Raw genomic sequence first — 17,105 nt, forward strand, 5'->3', positions numbered from 1 at the left:
AAGTTACATTTTTAAGAAACCTTTTCTTTCAAGCCAATTAGATTCTGTTCTAGTAAAATAAAAAAATATTTGAAAAAGTTACATTTTTAAGAAACCTTTTCTTTCAAGCCAATTAGATTCTGTTCTAGTATATCTCCATATAACATCAGCTTTTTCATCTGATTGGAAATCCCATGGCTTTACAAGAACAACATCTCCTTCCCTAATCCATATTCTTTTTTTCATTTTACCAGGAATTCTTGTCATTCTAATATGTCCGTCAGCACATCTAACTTTTAGTTTTCCATGCCCCATGATTTGTTCTACAATTCCAGGAATTTCTCCCCTTCTTGGTGTTCTTACTCTTCTAAATTCTTGTGTTGGTTCTTCTCTTGCCAAAAACTCTCCTCCAAAATTAATTCAAACTTAATTACTTTTAATAACTCATAATTCTAACAATAAATATATTAAATTATATTCAATAATCTAAAATTCAATAAGATAAAATTTAATAAAATAAAATTTAATAAAATACACTTTAACAAAATATATTTTAAAATATACTTAATAAAGTATGTTTTAATAAAATATACTTTAATAAAAATTTTAGTAATATTAAAAATTTTAGCAATATAATATTTTAATAAATTTATTCAATATAAATCTGCTTTATTAATATTATAATCACTATAAATTACCTAGTATTTATAAAATTATATGATAAAACTATAATCATTCTAATAGGAATTAATATAGATTAATAATATGCAGAATTTTAAAATAGAAATCTTATAATAATCTGATATTTTATTATTCTATTAATTATAATAATATAATTTATATTTTTTCCTATATAATACTTTATGAGAATATATCTTTATAAAACGTGTTTTTTAATTTAAAATTTTAAAGAATAAATAAAAAAAGACAAAGAATTAATATATTTTAATACATTTAAAACATTATCTTTAAAGTTTATTGAGAAAATATTATCTTTAAATTTTATTGGCAAATTATTTAAAATAAAAAAATGAAGTAAGTTAGTAGAATTTAGGTAATTTAGAATAAATTTTATAAAACTTGTATTAGATTGTGGAAATAAATAGTCATGATATGCTAATGAAACACATTTTATTAGTAGTATTATTATAGTTAAAAAGAACAAATATCTTACCATTCTTTCAAAAGGTATTTCATAATTTTGATTTTTTAAACCAAGATACAGAACTCCTACTGATATAAAAGCTATAAAAGGAACGCCTAATAGTTGATATGAAAATAGTTCTGCTATTGATAAAGCAAAAGCGATTATTACTAATGCAGGTATGAAAAAGAATGTTTTGGAATTTACTGCTTCATATCTTAATACTACTTCTATATTGTCATGTTCTATTGATTCATCAATTTTATTGTAATAATAGGGATTTAATATTATAGTGTATTTATTCTCTATTGCATCTTTATGGAAAAATAATAAATCTGCGTTATCATTTGGAAATATTTCTTCATTATTTTGATCTATTTCCTCATCTTCTTGATATATTTCTTCTATCGCTTTTTTATTATTTGTGAAGGAGTACCCAATTATTATTTCATCATCAGAATTTCTAAAATTAACATCAACAAAAACATTATTCTCTTTTATTTTAAGACCATTAGGTAAATAAATGTGAAATTCTTGAACTATTCTATGTGTGAAGTAGATTAATGATTTATATCCTCTTATTTTATTTTTCTCAAACTCATTTTCGAGTGTGTTATATCCTATGTCAATTCTTATGTGTTTAAGTTTTATTTTTTCATGATAACTTTGAGGATCTGTGGTGCTTGGCCATCTATTCATTGGTGAGAGTGATACTTTTACTATCCCCTCTTTTTCAAAGTAAGCTAGTTCGGAGTTGATGTTTCTTCCTATTATTTCTAAGCTAGAAAAGTCAGTGCCAGTGAAATCTATATCATAGTAGTTATTTTCTGTTAAAAAGTCATGTACATGTCTAATTCGTCGGTTGTTCTTTTTATCTACTTTATCATAAATATGCAACCAACCTTGCTTTATGGTAGGGTCATTTGCCATGGAACTCTATAATTTTAAAAAAAAGAAAATTTTGTGTTTTATTTTCTGCTCCATTTGTGAATTTTAGCATTTTTTATTTCTTCTTCATATACTTTGATTTTTTTTGATTTTGCGGCATGAACTGTGTTAGATTGTCCTTTTATTTCTTTATATGAGCCGTTTTTTCTCATCATATTAAATCACCTCTTTTGCATATGAATAATATTTATAGTTATATATCTAGTTTTAGTATTATAAAAACTTTTTTGAAATCTTGAAATTTGCATATTCATTTTTTTTATTTGTTATAATATTAATTATTCTAATTATAAATATAAAATTTATTATATAATTTTTAGACTTTTACTATTTTTTTCTGTACAACACTTTATAGTTAAGTAGAATATTTGGAAATATGTAAAAATGAAGATTACAGTTATTTTTATGTAGATTCATAATACCATATATATTTAAAAAAGAAACAATCATTTTATAAAAAAATGTTTTTTTGTTTTTTATAAAATCATTATTTTATTATAGAAAAAAAGTATAGTATCAATTATTTATTAAATTAATGAATAAATATTATTTTTTAAAAAAAGAAAAGTGGGAAGAATTGATAATTAATGAGTTTTTTTATAAAAATTAATAAATATTAATCATTTTTAATTTAAACTCTTTTTTATTATTTTTTCTTACCTTAAAATTGTTTAATTTTTTGTGTTTATTTTTTATGTTTTTGCTTTTATAGATTTGTAGGTTTTTATTTTTAGTGTGAATGTTCCACCGGATTTTAGTGTGACTTTGAATTTTACTTTGTTTTTTGCATACTGAAGTTTGATTTTGTTTAAAACTTTATATTTAAAGTTTTTAAATAAAACTTGAGCACTTAGGTTCTGTGAACCAGAACCTCCAAAGTTTTTATAAGTCAAATACTTCATAATAACCTTTTTACCATTTTTAATAGATTTCTTATTAGTCCTTTTGATAAAACGAATATCAGGTTTTACAGGATTAACAGGACCTTCAGAAACTGTAAGAACAGTACTATTAGTAGATGCTAAATAATTACTATTACCTAGATAGTCAACTTTTATTGTGAGTTTACCGGCTTTAAGTAGAGTGTAGGATAGATTCCAACTTCCATCTGCACCAGTAATCACATTAAATGATTTACCATCAACTATAACAGTAAGATTAGCACCAATAATTGGTTTGTTGTTTTCATCAGCTAGAACACCACGAATAATAGTTGATTTTCCCACTGTAGCATTAGAAACAAGAACACTAGAGTTAGTAGCTAATTTAGCCACAACAAAAACAGTCAAGTTACTAAAACCATGATGAGTATTATTACCAATCCAAGATACCACAACATTCAAGCTACCAGAGTTTATTGGAGTAATATTAAGACTCCAAACACCAGTACTATCAGTTGTAACATTATAAACAGTACCATCAACAACAACAGTTAATTGAATATTAGCTAATGGATTACCATTATCATCCAATGCCACACCACTTATAGTGGATAGTTCACCTACTTTAGTATTTGGTGCATTGATTGTAGAGTTAGTTGGGATTTTTGGAACAGAAAACACTGTATCATTAGTAAATCCATTATGGGTAGAATTACCAGCCCAACTAACAGACAAATCAAATAAACCTTCACGTCCTGGAGTAAAAATAATACTCCAAGCACCCACACCATCAGTAGTCACATTATAACTTGAACCATCAATAACAACAGTTAACTGAACACCTGCTAATGGATTACCATTATCATCAAGAGCAACACCTGTAATATTCATTGACTGACCAGCATTACCACTAGGAACAACGATAGTAGAATTACTACCCGCATTAACCACAGTAAAAACAGTAGCATTAGTAAAGCCATTATGAGTACCATTACCAGCCCAAGAGACAACAACATCCAAGTTACCAGAAACACTCGGAGTATAATTTAAACTCCAAGCACCAGTACTAGAAGTATTGACACTGTAACTTGTACCATTAATAATAACATTTATTTGAACATTAGCTAATGGATTACCATTTTCATCAGTTGCAACACCAGTAATAGTAGATTGTTGACCAACCTTACCATTAGGTGTATTGATAGTTGAATTTGTACTTGCATTAGCTATATTGAAGCTAGTTGTGTTTAAAAAGTCAAAGTGAGTACTATTGCCTAGGTAAGATACCTGAACATTGAAAGTACCACTAGCATTTGCAACATAAGTTAAACTCCAGAAACCAGCACTATTAGTAGTAACACTATGTACAATACCATTAATTGTAACATTTAGAGTAACATTAGCCAATGGATTACCATTCTCATCTACTGCAGTACCACTGATAATAATATTTTTACCTACGATACTACCATTGACATTAATAGTTGAATTAGTAGCTGCTCTACTTACATTAAGAAGAGTAGAATTAGTAAATCCATTATGAGTAGCATTACCTGCCCAAGTAACTTGAACATTTAAACTACCTGCAATATTTGGAATATAAGTTAAACTCCAAAAACCAGCACCATTAGTCACTACACTATAATCTACACCATTAACAGTAACAGTAAGCTGTACATTAGCTAAAACGTTACCATTCTCATCAATTGCAGTGCCATTAATAGTTGTAGATTTACCTACAGTACTATTAACAACAACTATAGTTGAGTTAGTACTAGCATTAGCTACATTGAAAACAGTACTATTGCTGAAACCAGCATGAGTACTGTTACCTATCCAAGATACAACAACACCTAAATTACCAGAAACACCAGGAGTATAATTTAAACTCCAAGCACCAGTACTAGAAGTATTGAAACTATAACTTGTACCATTAATAACAACAGTTATTTGAATATTAGCTAAATGATTACCATTCTCATCAGTCGCAACACCACTAATAGTAGATTGTTGACCAATCTTACCATTAGGGGCATTGATAGTAGAATTACTACCTGCATTAGCTACATTCCAAACAGTGTTATTAGTAAAGCTATTATGTGTGGCATTACCTGCCCAAGTAACTTGAACATTGAGACTACCAGAAACACCAGGAGTAATATTAAGACTCCAAGCACCAGCACTAGTAGTATTTACACTATAACTTGTACCATTAACAGTGACAGTTATTTGAACATTAGCTAAAGGATTACCATTCTCATCAGTCGCAACACCAGCAATAGTAGATTGTTGACCAATCTTACCACTTGGTGCATTGATAGTTGAATTAGTACTTGCATTAGCTACATTCCAAACAGTGTTATTAGTAAAGCTATTATGTGTGGCATTGCCTGTCCAAGTAACTTGAACATTGAGACTACCAGAAACACCAGGAGTAATATTAAGACTCCAAGCACCAGCACTAGTAGTATTTACACTATAACTTGTACCATTAACAGTGACAGTTATTTGAACATTAGCTAAAGGATTACCATTCTCATCAGTCGCAACACCAGTAATAGTAGATTGTTGACCAATTTTACCACTTGGTGCATTGATAGTTGAATTTGTACTTGCATTAGCTATATTGAAGCTAGTTATGTTGGTAAAGTCTAAGTGAGTACTGTTGCCTAGGTAAGATACCTGAACATTGAAAGTACCACTAGCATTTGCAACATAAGTTAAACTCCAGAAACCACCACTATTAGTAGTAACACTATGTACAATACCATTAATTGTAACATTTAAAGTAACATTAGCTAATGGATTGCCATTTTCATCAGTTGCAGTACCATTGATAGTTATATTTTTACCTACGATACTGCCATTGACATTAATGGTTGAATTAGTAGCTGCTTTGCTTACATTAAGAATAGTAGTATTAGTAAAGCCATTATGAGTAGCATTACTTGTCCAAGTAACTTGAACATTAAGATTACCAGCAGTATTTGGAATATAAGTTAAACTCCAAAAACCAGCACCATTAGTCACTACACTATAATCTACACCATTAACAGTAACAGTAAGTGTAACATTAGCTAAAACGTTACCATTCTCATCTATAGCAGTTCCATTAATAGTAGTAGATTTACCTACAGTACTATTAACAACAACAATAGTTGAATTAGTACTTGCATTAGCTACACTTAATATTGTACTATTAGTGAAGTTAAGATGATCAGCACTACCTGCCCAAGATACAACAACACTAAGATTACCAGAAACACTAGGAGTATAAGATAAACTCCAAGCTCCATTAATATCAGTTGTTACAGTAAAACTTTGACCATTAATAATGACAATTATGTCGATTTCAGTTAATGGGTTGCCGTTTTCATCTTTTGCAACACCACTTATAGTTGTTGTTTGACCGATTTTACCATTAGAAACTACAATTGTAGAGTTAGCTATTGCTTTGGCTACATTAAAACTTGTAGTATTAGTAAAATCTAGATGAGTTGTGTTACCATTCCAAGATACAGTAACAATATAGTTACCTGCATTGTTTGGTGTGAAAGTTACTGTCCAAGCACCATTAATATCAGTCATTACATTAAAAGACCATGAATTCTCATCACTATCCTCAATAATGACTTGTATCATAGTATTAGCTATTGGATTACCACTTTCATCTTTTGCAACACCAGAAATAGTAGTTGTTTGACCAACTTTGGGATTATTAGAAACATTTACTGTTGAGTTAGTTGCATATTGTGTGACTTCTAGTTCTGTGATGTTAACGAAACTAGTATGAGTATCATTACCAGGCCACTGAACTATGATCTCAAAATCACCTGCATTAGTAGCTACATAAGTTAAATTCCAATAACCAAGAATATTTGTAGTTACATAAAATGTTTGACTACCAATAACAACAGTTATCTGAATATTAGCTAAAGGATTACCATTTTCATCACTAGCAACACCATTAACAGCAATGTTTTGCCCAATTTTCACAACATTAACAACATTAATAGTAGACTGAGTAGGTATCTTAGTAAGAACCAAAATATCCAATTCACCGTTTAAAACATTAAGTTCATATCCAGTACGACCAGCATAATCACCAGTCACAGGAACAACAGACGACCTCATTGACATAGGTATACTAAAACTTATTTTTGCCTCACCATTTCTATCAGAAATAGTAGAACCGATAAGTGTTCCATTGACATAGAAGTATATTCTTTGTCCAGATACAGTATTACCCATATCATCAGTTAAAGTAGCATACAAAATAACACTACTACCATCAACAAAAACCGTCATATTACTGAGATAAGTCAGATTTAAAATACCCATACGAGCCGTATTATAAATCATCGGACCAGAAATACTTGCAGTATTACCAGACATAACATTACCAACAACAAACATACCACCACTATTATAAATAGCACCGCCATAACGACTTGCAACATTATCTATAAAAGTAGAATTACTCACAGAAGAATTACTACCACTATTACGGATAGCACCACCATACATAGCAGTATTATTTGTGAAAGTAGAATTACTCACAGAAAAGTTAATACCCTCAATATTATAGATAGCACCACCATGATTAGCTGCAATATTACCTGTAAAAATAGAATCACTCACAATACTATTACTCGCCCTACTATAGATAGCACCACCACTAGTAGTTGCAATATTATTAGTAAAAGTAGAATTAATAACAGAAAAAATATTCCCATAATTACGGATAGCACCACCATACATAGCAGTATTATTTGTGAAAGTAGAATTACTCACAGAAGAATTACTACCACCATTACGGATAGCACCACCACTAGTCCTTGCAATATTACCTGTAAAAGTAGAATCACTCACAATACTATTAGCACCATTATTATAGATAGCACCACCAATATTATTAGCTTTATTATCTATAAAAGTAGAATTAATAACAAAAAAATTACTACCACTATTACGGATAGCACCACCATACATACCAATATTATTTGTGAAAGTAGAATTACTAACAGAAAAATCAACACCAGAATTACGGATAGCACCACCACCAGCAGAACTACCACTACTAATCGCAACATTATTGGTAAAAATAGAATCATTCACAAGAAAATTATTACCACCATTATTATAGATAGCACCACCACTACTATTTGCAATATTACCTGCAAAAGTAGAATCATTCACAGAAAAATTACCTCCAGAGTTATAGATAGCACCACCACCATAACGACTTGCAACATTATCTGTGAAAGTAGAATTAGTCACAGAAAAACGAGCACCAGAATTAACGATAGCGCCACCATAACTAGTTGCATTATTTTTTGTGAAAGTAGAATTACTAACAGAAAAATCAACACCAGAATTACGGATAGCACCACCACCAGCAGAACTACCACTACTAATCGCAACATTATCGGTAAAAATAGAATTACTCACAGAAAAACCAGTTCCAGTATTATAAATTGCTCCTCCTTGATTTGCTGTGTTGTTGAGGAATGTACAATTGAGGAATGTTATTGTTGAGTTTGCGTAGTTGTTATATATTGCTCCTCCATTACCTGTTGTGTATGCATTGGCGAATGTTAAGTTCATGAAAACCACATTCACATTATTGCCTATTGTGAATATTCTGTTGAGTTTTTGTGCGTCGATGATTACTTTGTTTGTTGATGTATTTCCTTGTATTGTTATGTTTTTGTTGATTGTGATTCCACGATCCGTAGATTTACTATAGTTTCCTTCTTCTAATGTTAATGTGTCCCCGTTTCCTGTGTTGGTTATTCCTGTGCTTATTCCTGTTGAGTTATCTATAGTTTGATTTGCTGCACTGACAGCTGATAAACTGCAGACAAATAGTAAGGTTATAAACACGGTTAAAATTGTTAATAAAGTTATTTGCTTTTTTTCGATATTTTCACCTCCATTATATAGATTAAAAATTTTTATTATTATTTTCATAATTATGATAAAATAAAAAGCCATAATATAACTTATTTAAAAGTTAATAGACTCCTTCATAATTCATAATCATTGCGAATTTTAGATTAACATAACTAAAGCTAAACAACAACATAAAAAAAATCATTACACTTATTGTTCTTCATTGCTAAAATTATTATTAATCAAAAGAAAATTAAACCCATAAAACAAATTATGATTTATAAACTAATTTTCTTCTCATTAATAACTATAATGAATACTCACTAAACTAAAAAAAGATTAAACACTGATGATGAAACCCCCGAAAAAAACTTACTTTGTTATACCGCAGTATAACGTAGTACATAAAATTGGAAATATGCTATTTTGTGGCGTATTTGTTATTTGACTTGTTTTAAATTCTTTATTTTTAAAAATATTCTTATTATTTTTATGGTATTTTTTATAATAATATATAATTTTTATAAATTTTATTTTTTACATTGTTTTTAAAAACAATACATTCTTTAATTAATTATATAATAATTTTATTATTTTTATAATATTTTTTACAAATTTTAGTAATTATTTAATTTTAAATAAAATTTATTAATTATTCTATATTTTTTTATTATATTTGCATTAGCTTTGTAGATTTTATATTCATTTATGTAGAATAATACTATTTTCTTTATATATAACTCTTATTTTTTATTATTTTTCGTTATACTGCGGTTTAACGAAGTTAAAAATGATATAACGAATTTAAAAAAATAAAAACTACATATAAAAATATGAGCATTCACTATGATTTTATATTATTATATAGTAACCACTCTCTATATAAATCTTTCTATGTTTTTGGAAAATTTTATGATAAAAATAAAATATTTTTCTATAATGAAAAAAGCTTTTAAAATAATTAAAAAAAAAAAACATTTGAAAAGATAATAACTCAATAATAAAATCTATAAAAACAAAAAAATGAGAAAATATTATTCAATCTTAAAAATAAGGATAAATAGACAATGAAAATGATATAAAAATAGCCAAATGGAACTAAAAATTATAAAAAAATAAGTATGAAAAATTAAATAGGTAAACCTAATTAATTATCATTATAGTATCTCCAGCGTTTACTGCATCGCCTTCAGATACAAATATTTCTTTAACAACTCCATCTTCTTCTGCTTGGATGTCGTTTTCCATTTTCATAGCTTCAATAACAGCTAAAATATCCCCTTTCTTGATTTTATCCCCAACATTAACTTTTAGTTTTAAAATCATACCTTGCATTGTAGAGGTTAAACCTCCTTCAACTGGGCTAGAAAGAGTGGATGGATCTGCTTCACCAATTTCCATGAAACCAGTTGGCATTATTCTAACATCAAAAACATCCCCATCTACTTCAACATTATATTCTGTAGGGATTGCAAATTCTGATTCTTCTAGGTTTTGTATTTTCTTAGGTTCAATTTTTTCTTCTTCAGCTTCCCCTCTTAAAAATTTAGCAGCTACTTGAGGATACAATGCTAAAGTTATTATATCCTCTTCTTTTTTAATTAAACCTTCTTTTTCCCCTTCTTGTTTATAATAATCATATTGTGGTTCTAGATCATCAGCAGGACGATGTTCTATAGGTTTCTCATCACCAATTATTTTTTTAGCTATTCTAGGATTAACTGGAGCAGGAGGTTTACCATATTTACCCCTCATATATTCCTTAACTTCATTAGAAACAAGTTTATATCTTTTACCACCAAGAACATTCATAACTGCTTGTATACCAACAATCTGACTAGTTGGAGTTACAAGTGGAGGATATCCCATATCTTTCCTAACTCTTGGCATTTCATCTAAAACATCTTGATATCTATCTAATGCATTCTGTTCTTTTAGCTGTGAAACCAAATTAGAAAGCATTCCCCCAGGTATTTGATATATAAGAACATCAGTGTCAATTTTTTCAGTAATTGGATCGAGTAAAGATGCATATTTTTCTTTTATACCTTCAAAATATTTTTTAATATGATTTAATCGTTTAAGATCCAATTTAGTATCATATTCAGTGCCTTGTAATGCAGCTACAATACTTTCAGTTGGAGGTTGTGATGTTCCCCAAGATAATGGAGAAATTGCAGTATCTAATACATCAACTCCAGCTTCACAAGCAACATAATAGCTAATTGGAGTCATTCCACTAGTACAGTGACAATGTAAATTTACTAGCAAATCAGTTTCTTCTTTTAATCGAGTCACAAGTTCATAAATATTTTTTGGATTTATTAACCCCGCCATATCTTTTATAGCTATTGAATCACATTCTAATGCTTCTAAATCTTTTGCAAGGTCTATAAAATTATCAAGTGTGTGAACAGGGCTTGTAGTATAACTTAAAGTTCCTTGGACATGAGCTCCTTGTTTTTTAGCTGTTTTAATTGTTGTTTCCATATTTTTTATGTCATTAAGAGCATCAAAAACACGGAAAATATCGACTCCATTTGTATAAGCATTTTCTACAAATTTTTCCACAATATCATCAGGATAATGTTTATAACCTACTAAATTCTGACCTCTGAGTAACATTTGAATAGGAGTCTTAGTGATTTTTTCTTTAAGTAATCTAAGTCTCTCCCATGGATCTTCATTTAAGTAACGAATACAAGCATCAAAAGTAGCCCCTCCCCATGCTTCAATTGAGAAAAAACCTACCTTATCCATTTCTTCAGCAATTGGAATCATATCCCTTGTTCTCATCCGAGTAGCTAAAAGGGATTGATGAGCATCTCTTAGGGCAGTTTCTGTAATTTTTGTAGTCTTCATAATATTTACCTTCCTTACAATCAGATTTCTACCATTAATGATAATTTAAACAATAAATTTCATTTTTTAAACAGCAAAATTTCATTTAAACCTAAAATTCCCATCAAAAAGCAAAATTTTTTTTTTATTTTGAATTAAAAAAATTTAGATAAAAAAGACAATTTTATTTAAACTGTAAAATTCTATCAATGAATAATAAGTATGAAAATCAAAAGTAATTTTCATAGATAATTTTTATAATATAATACTATATTGTTAAACTTATTAATAATATTTATCTATTTTTTATTTTTATAAAATTTACTAAAAATGAATAATTATCAAAAATCAATACAAAATAGTAATATCAATTTCTAGATAAAAAATAACATCTGAGATAAATTTTGAATAACTTTTTAGTAAAAACGGGTATGAAAATTTGATGAAAAATTAGTAGTGTTAGAATATAAAGAAAATGAAAAGAAAAATAAGGGGAATCAAATAATAATCTAAATAATAATAATAATAATAATAATAATATCAAATAGATAAAATATTATAATTTCTTGAAGAATAATGATTCTCAAAGAATAGTAAAATTAAAAAATTAAATTTTAATTATATTTCTATTTCTATTTTATCATAGTTTAGCACTGGAATTTTACTATTCCGATTCCCTTTTTCTAACTCTAAAAATCCTTCTTTTTTTAATGTATCTACCTTTCTTTGAACATTTGCGACATCCTTTTCAAGATATTTAGCTAGTTCGGTTATAGATTTTGGTTTCTCATATTTGATAAAGTTTAGTAATTCTAAATCTATCATTGATATTTTTGTTTTGTCAGTGAATATTATTTTATCTTGTTCTATTTCTTCATCAGGATGTTCTAAAAAGTATTTCCAATTTTCTAAATCCATTTGAAGTTTCATGTCTCCTTTTCCTTTTTTAAAAATATTTTCTAATTTTTTAATAGATCCATATACTTCTTCATATTCTTTTGTTAAGTTTTTTCCTTTTATTTTTCTTGTTAATTTTATTTCTATCATAATAGCTCCCCTAATAATTCTTTTTTTATTATATGTAATTTGAAACATATAAATATATTGTATTTTTTAACAATGTATTTATATATTAATCATATAGGATAATATTCTCTCCAACTATTTAGTATAAAAAATAATATAAAAATAAAAAAAGCAATAATCTAAATAATATTCTATTATGAAAAGTAGAAATATTAAAAATAATATAAAAACGCTGAAAATATAAAAAAAGAACCTTAAAAAATAAAAAATCTTAAAAATAAGGGAATTTTAAAAATAAAAAATAATGAAAACTTAAAAAATAGTAAAAATATTTTATCTTTCTAGTTTTCCTTCAATAAACTCATTAACTTTTCTATAAGCTTCATCATCAGTAAACTGTTCTGGAGGGTGTTTCATAGTGTAAGATGAAATAGAAGTTAATTTACCACCAATTCCTCTTTCAATAGCTAATTTACAGCACCTAACTGCATCAATTACACAACCTGCAGAATTTGGAGAATCTTCAACACTTAATCTTAGCTCAATATTCATTGGAACATCCCCAAATGTTTTTCCTTCCATTCTAAGGAAACATAATTTATTATCTTTTTGCCAAGGCACATAATCACTTGGACCAATGTGAATATCATGAGGATCCATCCTATCATCAAGTACTGATTGAACGGCTTCTGTTTTTGATTCTTTTTTAGAATCTAACCTTTCTCTACTAAGCATATTAATAAAATCAGTATTTCCACCAGTGTTAATTTGATAAGTATGATCTAACTTTACGCCTCTCTCTTTAAACAAATTAGCTAAAGTCCTATGAGTTATAGTAGCTCCTATTTGAGCTTTTATATCATCACCAACAGCAGGTATACCTTTTTCTCTAAATTTAGCTTCCCATTCATCATCACTCACAATGAAAACAGGCATACAATTAACAAAAGCAACTCCTGCATCTAATGCACATTGAGCATAAAAACGAGCTGCCTTTTCTGATCCTACTGGAAGATAATTTAAGAGGATTTCAGCTCCAGAATCTTTTAAAATTTCTACAACATCTGAAGGTTGATCATCAGAAACAACGAAAGTATAATCATCCTCAAAATCTTTCATGTGAGGAGCTACACCATCTAAAACATTTCCCATTGATACTTTAACTTCAGATTTTGGAATATCATCTTGAAATATAGTAGTACAATTCGGTTTTGCAAAAATAGCTTCATCAATAGTTTTTCCTACTTTTCTTTTATCTACATCAAATGCAGCAACTACTTCAATATCTGATGGTTCATAATTTCCAATTTTCCAATGCATTAAACCAATAGCATCTTTTTCATCTTTATTTTTGTAATAATGAATTCCTTGAATAAGAGAACTAGCGCAATTTCCAATACCTACAATAGCTATTTTTATTTTATCCAAATCGAACACCCTTTTTTAAAAATATTGTTGAATATTTAGTGATTAATTATATTTTGTACTAAGTTTATTATGAACTAATTTTTTATTGAATAAATAATCTTAGTATAAATTAAGTTTTATTAATAAATAATTTTATTATCAATTTTTATAGTTATATATTATTTATTTTAATCAATATTATAGATTTTTTTTATTGTAAATTAATTATGTAAATTAATATAATATTAAATATAATATTTAAATATTAACTTAATTTCTAATAGCATATTGAATTTATTTTATATTGAGGTTTATTATAATAAATTTTATAATAAATTTATAAAATTAAATTGAAAGAACTATTTATAAAATATCCAAATTATTCAATTTATTATTATATAAACAATATTCAATTAGTTATTATAAAAAATTATCCTATTATAAAAAATTATTCAATAATATAATATAAAATATTTAAATTATTCAATATTATTATCCTATTTATTATAATATTATAAAATTAGTACAATATTATAAAATAAAAAAATCAATAATAATATTTAGCTTATAAATAATAACATTATCAACCTTATAATCATAATAATATCTATACTTTATATCATTTAAATATAATTGATATTAAAATAAATGATATAAAAATAAATGATATAAAACAATATAACTATGATTAATAATAATTAATCTAATTTTTTTTATATCTAATGTTTTTTATATCTAATGTTTTTTATGTATTATAATAATATATTTTTCACTTATTAAATTATTTAACCGGTGTTTCAATGAAGAAGGTACTTTTAATAGCATTTTATTTTAATCAAACTAATGAAATCGCATCAAAACGTTTAAGAGGTTTAGCTAAATATTTACCCCAGTTTGGATGGGAACCTATTGTAATAGTGCCTAAATTAGATAATATTCCTAGCTATCCAAATAATAATTTAGATTTCAAAGTCATTGAAACAGAATATGAAGATATGTTAGATAAATGGATGAATAAATTCAAAAAATCTCCAAATAATTTTGAAAATAAAATTATTAATGTAAAAAATAATGAAATAAGTAATGTGAAAAATAATGGAAAAAGTAATGAAAAAAACACTTTAATATCAAAAGCTATTTCATTAGCTGGAGAAATCTTTGCTTACCCTGATGGAATGAAGTATTGGTATGAACCAGCTATGGAAGTTTCAAAAGAAGCAATAGAAGTAAATGATATCGAAGCTATAATTAGCTCTTCATGGCCAGTTACCTCACATATAATAGCTAAAGACCTTAAAAAGCAATATAATATTAATTGGATAGCTGATTTAAGAGATCTTTGGAATTTAAATCCTTATGTAAATCACACATTTATACGAAATCATTTTGAAAAGAAATTAGAGATTGAAACATTCAAATATGCAGATGTTTTAACCACAACCACAAAATTAGCTAGTGAAACACTCCAAAAATTACACCCCAATAATAAAATCTGTACTGTTATGAGTGGATATGATATCGAAGACATAACTGAAAATAATATTCCTAAAAATAATGAAAAATTAAATTTTATCTATGCTGGATCTCTTTATGGTGGAAAAAGAGACCCTAAAATTCTTTTTAAAGGAATTAGACAGTTAATTGATGAAGAAAGAATCCCTCCTTCAGTATTATCTTTAGATTTTTATGGAGATAACGAAGGTATTGAAAATATAGCTAAAGAATATAATATTGAAAATATTGTGAATATTCATGGATCAATCCCCCATAAAGAAGTATTGAAAAAACAAAAAGAATCTCAAGCTCTTTTATTATTATCTTGGAATAATGAAAAAGAGAAGATTTTTTTACCTGGAAAAATTTATGAATATTTAGCTGCAAAACGTCCAGTATTATCAATTGGATATAAAGAAGGGTCTCTTAAAAGTTTGATTGAAAAAACTAACATTGGTTATCATGTTTCTACAATAGAAGAAACAAAAGAAGCAATCATGAAATTTTATAATAATTTTTCTGAAAATAAAACATTAAAATATAATGGCAATGAAGAAGTAAACAAGTATTCAATTATAGCTACAGCTCAGAAATTTTCAAAAATACTTGATTCTATTTAAAATTGTATTATATTAATAATTATAAAATATATTCAAAAAAAATGCAAATTATCATTATAAATAATAAAATAAAAAAATAATTATAGATAATAATCAAAAAATAAAGATAATTGGGAAAAATAAATTAATAAAGAGAAAAATAAATTAATAAGGAGAAAAATAATGATTTATTCAACAGAATATTCTTCACCAATTGGACCACTTTTATTAGTTAGTGATGGTGAAAATCTTATTGGAATATGGATGAAAGATCAAAAACACTTTGCTGATAATTTAAATAATAAAACATTAAAGAGAGTAGGAAAAGAGGAATTAATTATATTTAATAAAGTTTTTAAATGGTTGGATAGCTATTTTGAAGGCGAAAATCCAAAAATTTCGGATTTACCCTTAGAACCTAAAGGAACTGAGTTTAGAAAATCGGTGTGGGACATTCTTCTTGAAATACCCTATGGAAAAACTATAACCTATGGAGAAATAGCTAAAAATATTGCAAAACAAATGAACAAAGAAAAAATGTCTAGTCAGGCCGTTGGGGGAGCTGTAGGACATAATCCTATTTCTATCATTATCCCATGTCATAGAGTTGTAGGAAAAGATGGTAGCTTAACAGGATATGCTGGAGGTATAGATAAAAAAATTAAGTTACTTAAACATGAAAATGTAGACATGTCAAAATTATATGTGCCTAAAAAAGGAACAGCTCTGTAAATTGATAAAACTTATTAACTAATAATATAATGAAATTATAATTAACAAACTTATAAGATGATAAAATTATAAAATAATAAAAATTAAAAATTAAAAATTAAAAGATAATAAAAAATAATAGAATTATAAAATAATAAAAATTAAAAAATGAAAAATAAT

9 protein-coding genes are annotated in these 17,105 nt (G+C 26.8%); 2 read left to right on the forward strand and 7 right to left on the reverse strand.

Going from position 1 to position 17,105, the window contains the following annotated elements:
- Positions 1 to 78: 78 nt before the first annotated feature.
- The 7 genes from eif1A to Q0087_RS01620 form a co-directional block, all read right to left on the reverse strand.
- Entirely contained in the window at positions 79 to 378 is a 300-nt protein-coding gene (gene eif1A, locus Q0087_RS01590) for a translation initiation factor eIF-1A (protein WP_297897781.1), read from the reverse strand.
- A gap of 499 nt (positions 379 to 877) precedes the next feature.
- Positions 878 to 2,053 carry a hypothetical protein gene (locus tag Q0087_RS01595; RefSeq protein ID WP_297897784.1) on the reverse strand — a complete coding sequence of 392 codons (1,176 nt, stop codon included), beginning with the start codon at positions 2,051 to 2,053 and terminating at the stop codon, positions 878 to 880.
- A gap of 38 nt (positions 2,054 to 2,091) precedes the next feature.
- The gene (locus Q0087_RS01600; protein WP_297897786.1) at positions 2,092 to 2,226 is read right to left on the reverse strand and encodes a hypothetical protein; all 135 of its coding nucleotides are present in this window, start codon (positions 2,224 to 2,226) and stop codon (positions 2,092 to 2,094) included.
- A 537-nt stretch (positions 2,227 to 2,763) separates the two neighbouring features.
- Positions 2,764 to 8,925, reverse strand: a complete 6,162-nt coding sequence (locus Q0087_RS01605) for a carboxypeptidase regulatory-like domain-containing protein (protein WP_297897789.1) — start codon at positions 8,923 to 8,925, stop codon at positions 2,764 to 2,766.
- A 1,065-nt stretch (positions 8,926 to 9,990) separates the two neighbouring features.
- On the reverse strand, positions 9,991 to 11,709 hold the full coding sequence (gene oadA / locus Q0087_RS01610) for a sodium-extruding oxaloacetate decarboxylase subunit alpha (protein WP_297897792.1): 1,719 nt from the start codon (positions 11,707 to 11,709) through the stop codon (positions 9,991 to 9,993).
- A 597-nt stretch (positions 11,710 to 12,306) separates the two neighbouring features.
- Positions 12,307 to 12,735: a hypothetical protein gene (locus Q0087_RS01615; RefSeq protein ID WP_297897795.1), complete on the reverse strand. Its 429-nt coding sequence runs from the start codon at positions 12,733 to 12,735 to the stop codon at positions 12,307 to 12,309.
- A 312-nt stretch (positions 12,736 to 13,047) separates the two neighbouring features.
- Positions 13,048 to 14,142 (reverse strand): inositol-3-phosphate synthase, encoded by a 1,095-nt coding sequence (locus Q0087_RS01620; RefSeq protein WP_297897798.1) that lies wholly within the window; start codon positions 14,140 to 14,142, stop codon positions 13,048 to 13,050.
- 779 nt (positions 14,143 to 14,921) lie between these two features.
- Here Q0087_RS01620 and Q0087_RS01625 point away from each other — a divergent pair.
- Both Q0087_RS01625 and Q0087_RS01630 read left to right on the forward strand, forming a co-directional pair.
- Positions 14,922 to 16,235: a glycosyl transferase GT4 family protein gene (locus Q0087_RS01625; protein ID WP_297897800.1), complete on the forward strand. Its 1,314-nt coding sequence runs from the start codon at positions 14,922 to 14,924 to the stop codon at positions 16,233 to 16,235.
- A gap of 162 nt (positions 16,236 to 16,397) precedes the next feature.
- Positions 16,398 to 16,946, forward strand: a complete 549-nt coding sequence (locus Q0087_RS01630; protein WP_297897802.1) for a methylated-DNA--[protein]-cysteine S-methyltransferase — start codon at positions 16,398 to 16,400, stop codon at positions 16,944 to 16,946.
- Positions 16,947 to 17,105 lie beyond the last annotated feature (159 nt).

The organism is uncultured Methanobrevibacter sp., assembly GCF_937881195.1.
Classification (GTDB): domain Archaea; phylum Methanobacteriota; class Methanobacteria; order Methanobacteriales; family Methanobacteriaceae; genus Methanobinarius.

Coding starts and splice junctions, on each gene's coding strand:
- Q0087_RS01605 (WP_297897789.1), bottom strand. CDS start 8,925: ATGAAAATAATAATAAAAATTTTTAATCTATATAATGGAGGTGAAAAT.
- Q0087_RS01625 (WP_297897800.1), top strand. CDS start 14,922: ATGAAGAAGGTACTTTTAATAGCATTTTATTTTAATCAAACTAATGAA.
- Q0087_RS01600 (WP_297897786.1), bottom strand. CDS start 2,226: ATGATGAGAAAAAACGGCTCATATAAAGAAATAAAAGGACAATCTAAC.
- Q0087_RS01630 (WP_297897802.1), top strand. CDS start 16,398: ATGATTTATTCAACAGAATATTCTTCACCAATTGGACCACTTTTATTA.
- oadA (WP_297897792.1), bottom strand. CDS start 11,709: ATGAAGACTACAAAAATTACAGAAACTGCCCTAAGAGATGCTCATCAA.
- Q0087_RS01615 (WP_297897795.1), bottom strand. CDS start 12,735: ATGATAGAAATAAAATTAACAAGAAAAATAAAAGGAAAAAACTTAACA.
- Q0087_RS01595 (WP_297897784.1), bottom strand. CDS start 2,053: ATGGCAAATGACCCTACCATAAAGCAAGGTTGGTTGCATATTTATGAT.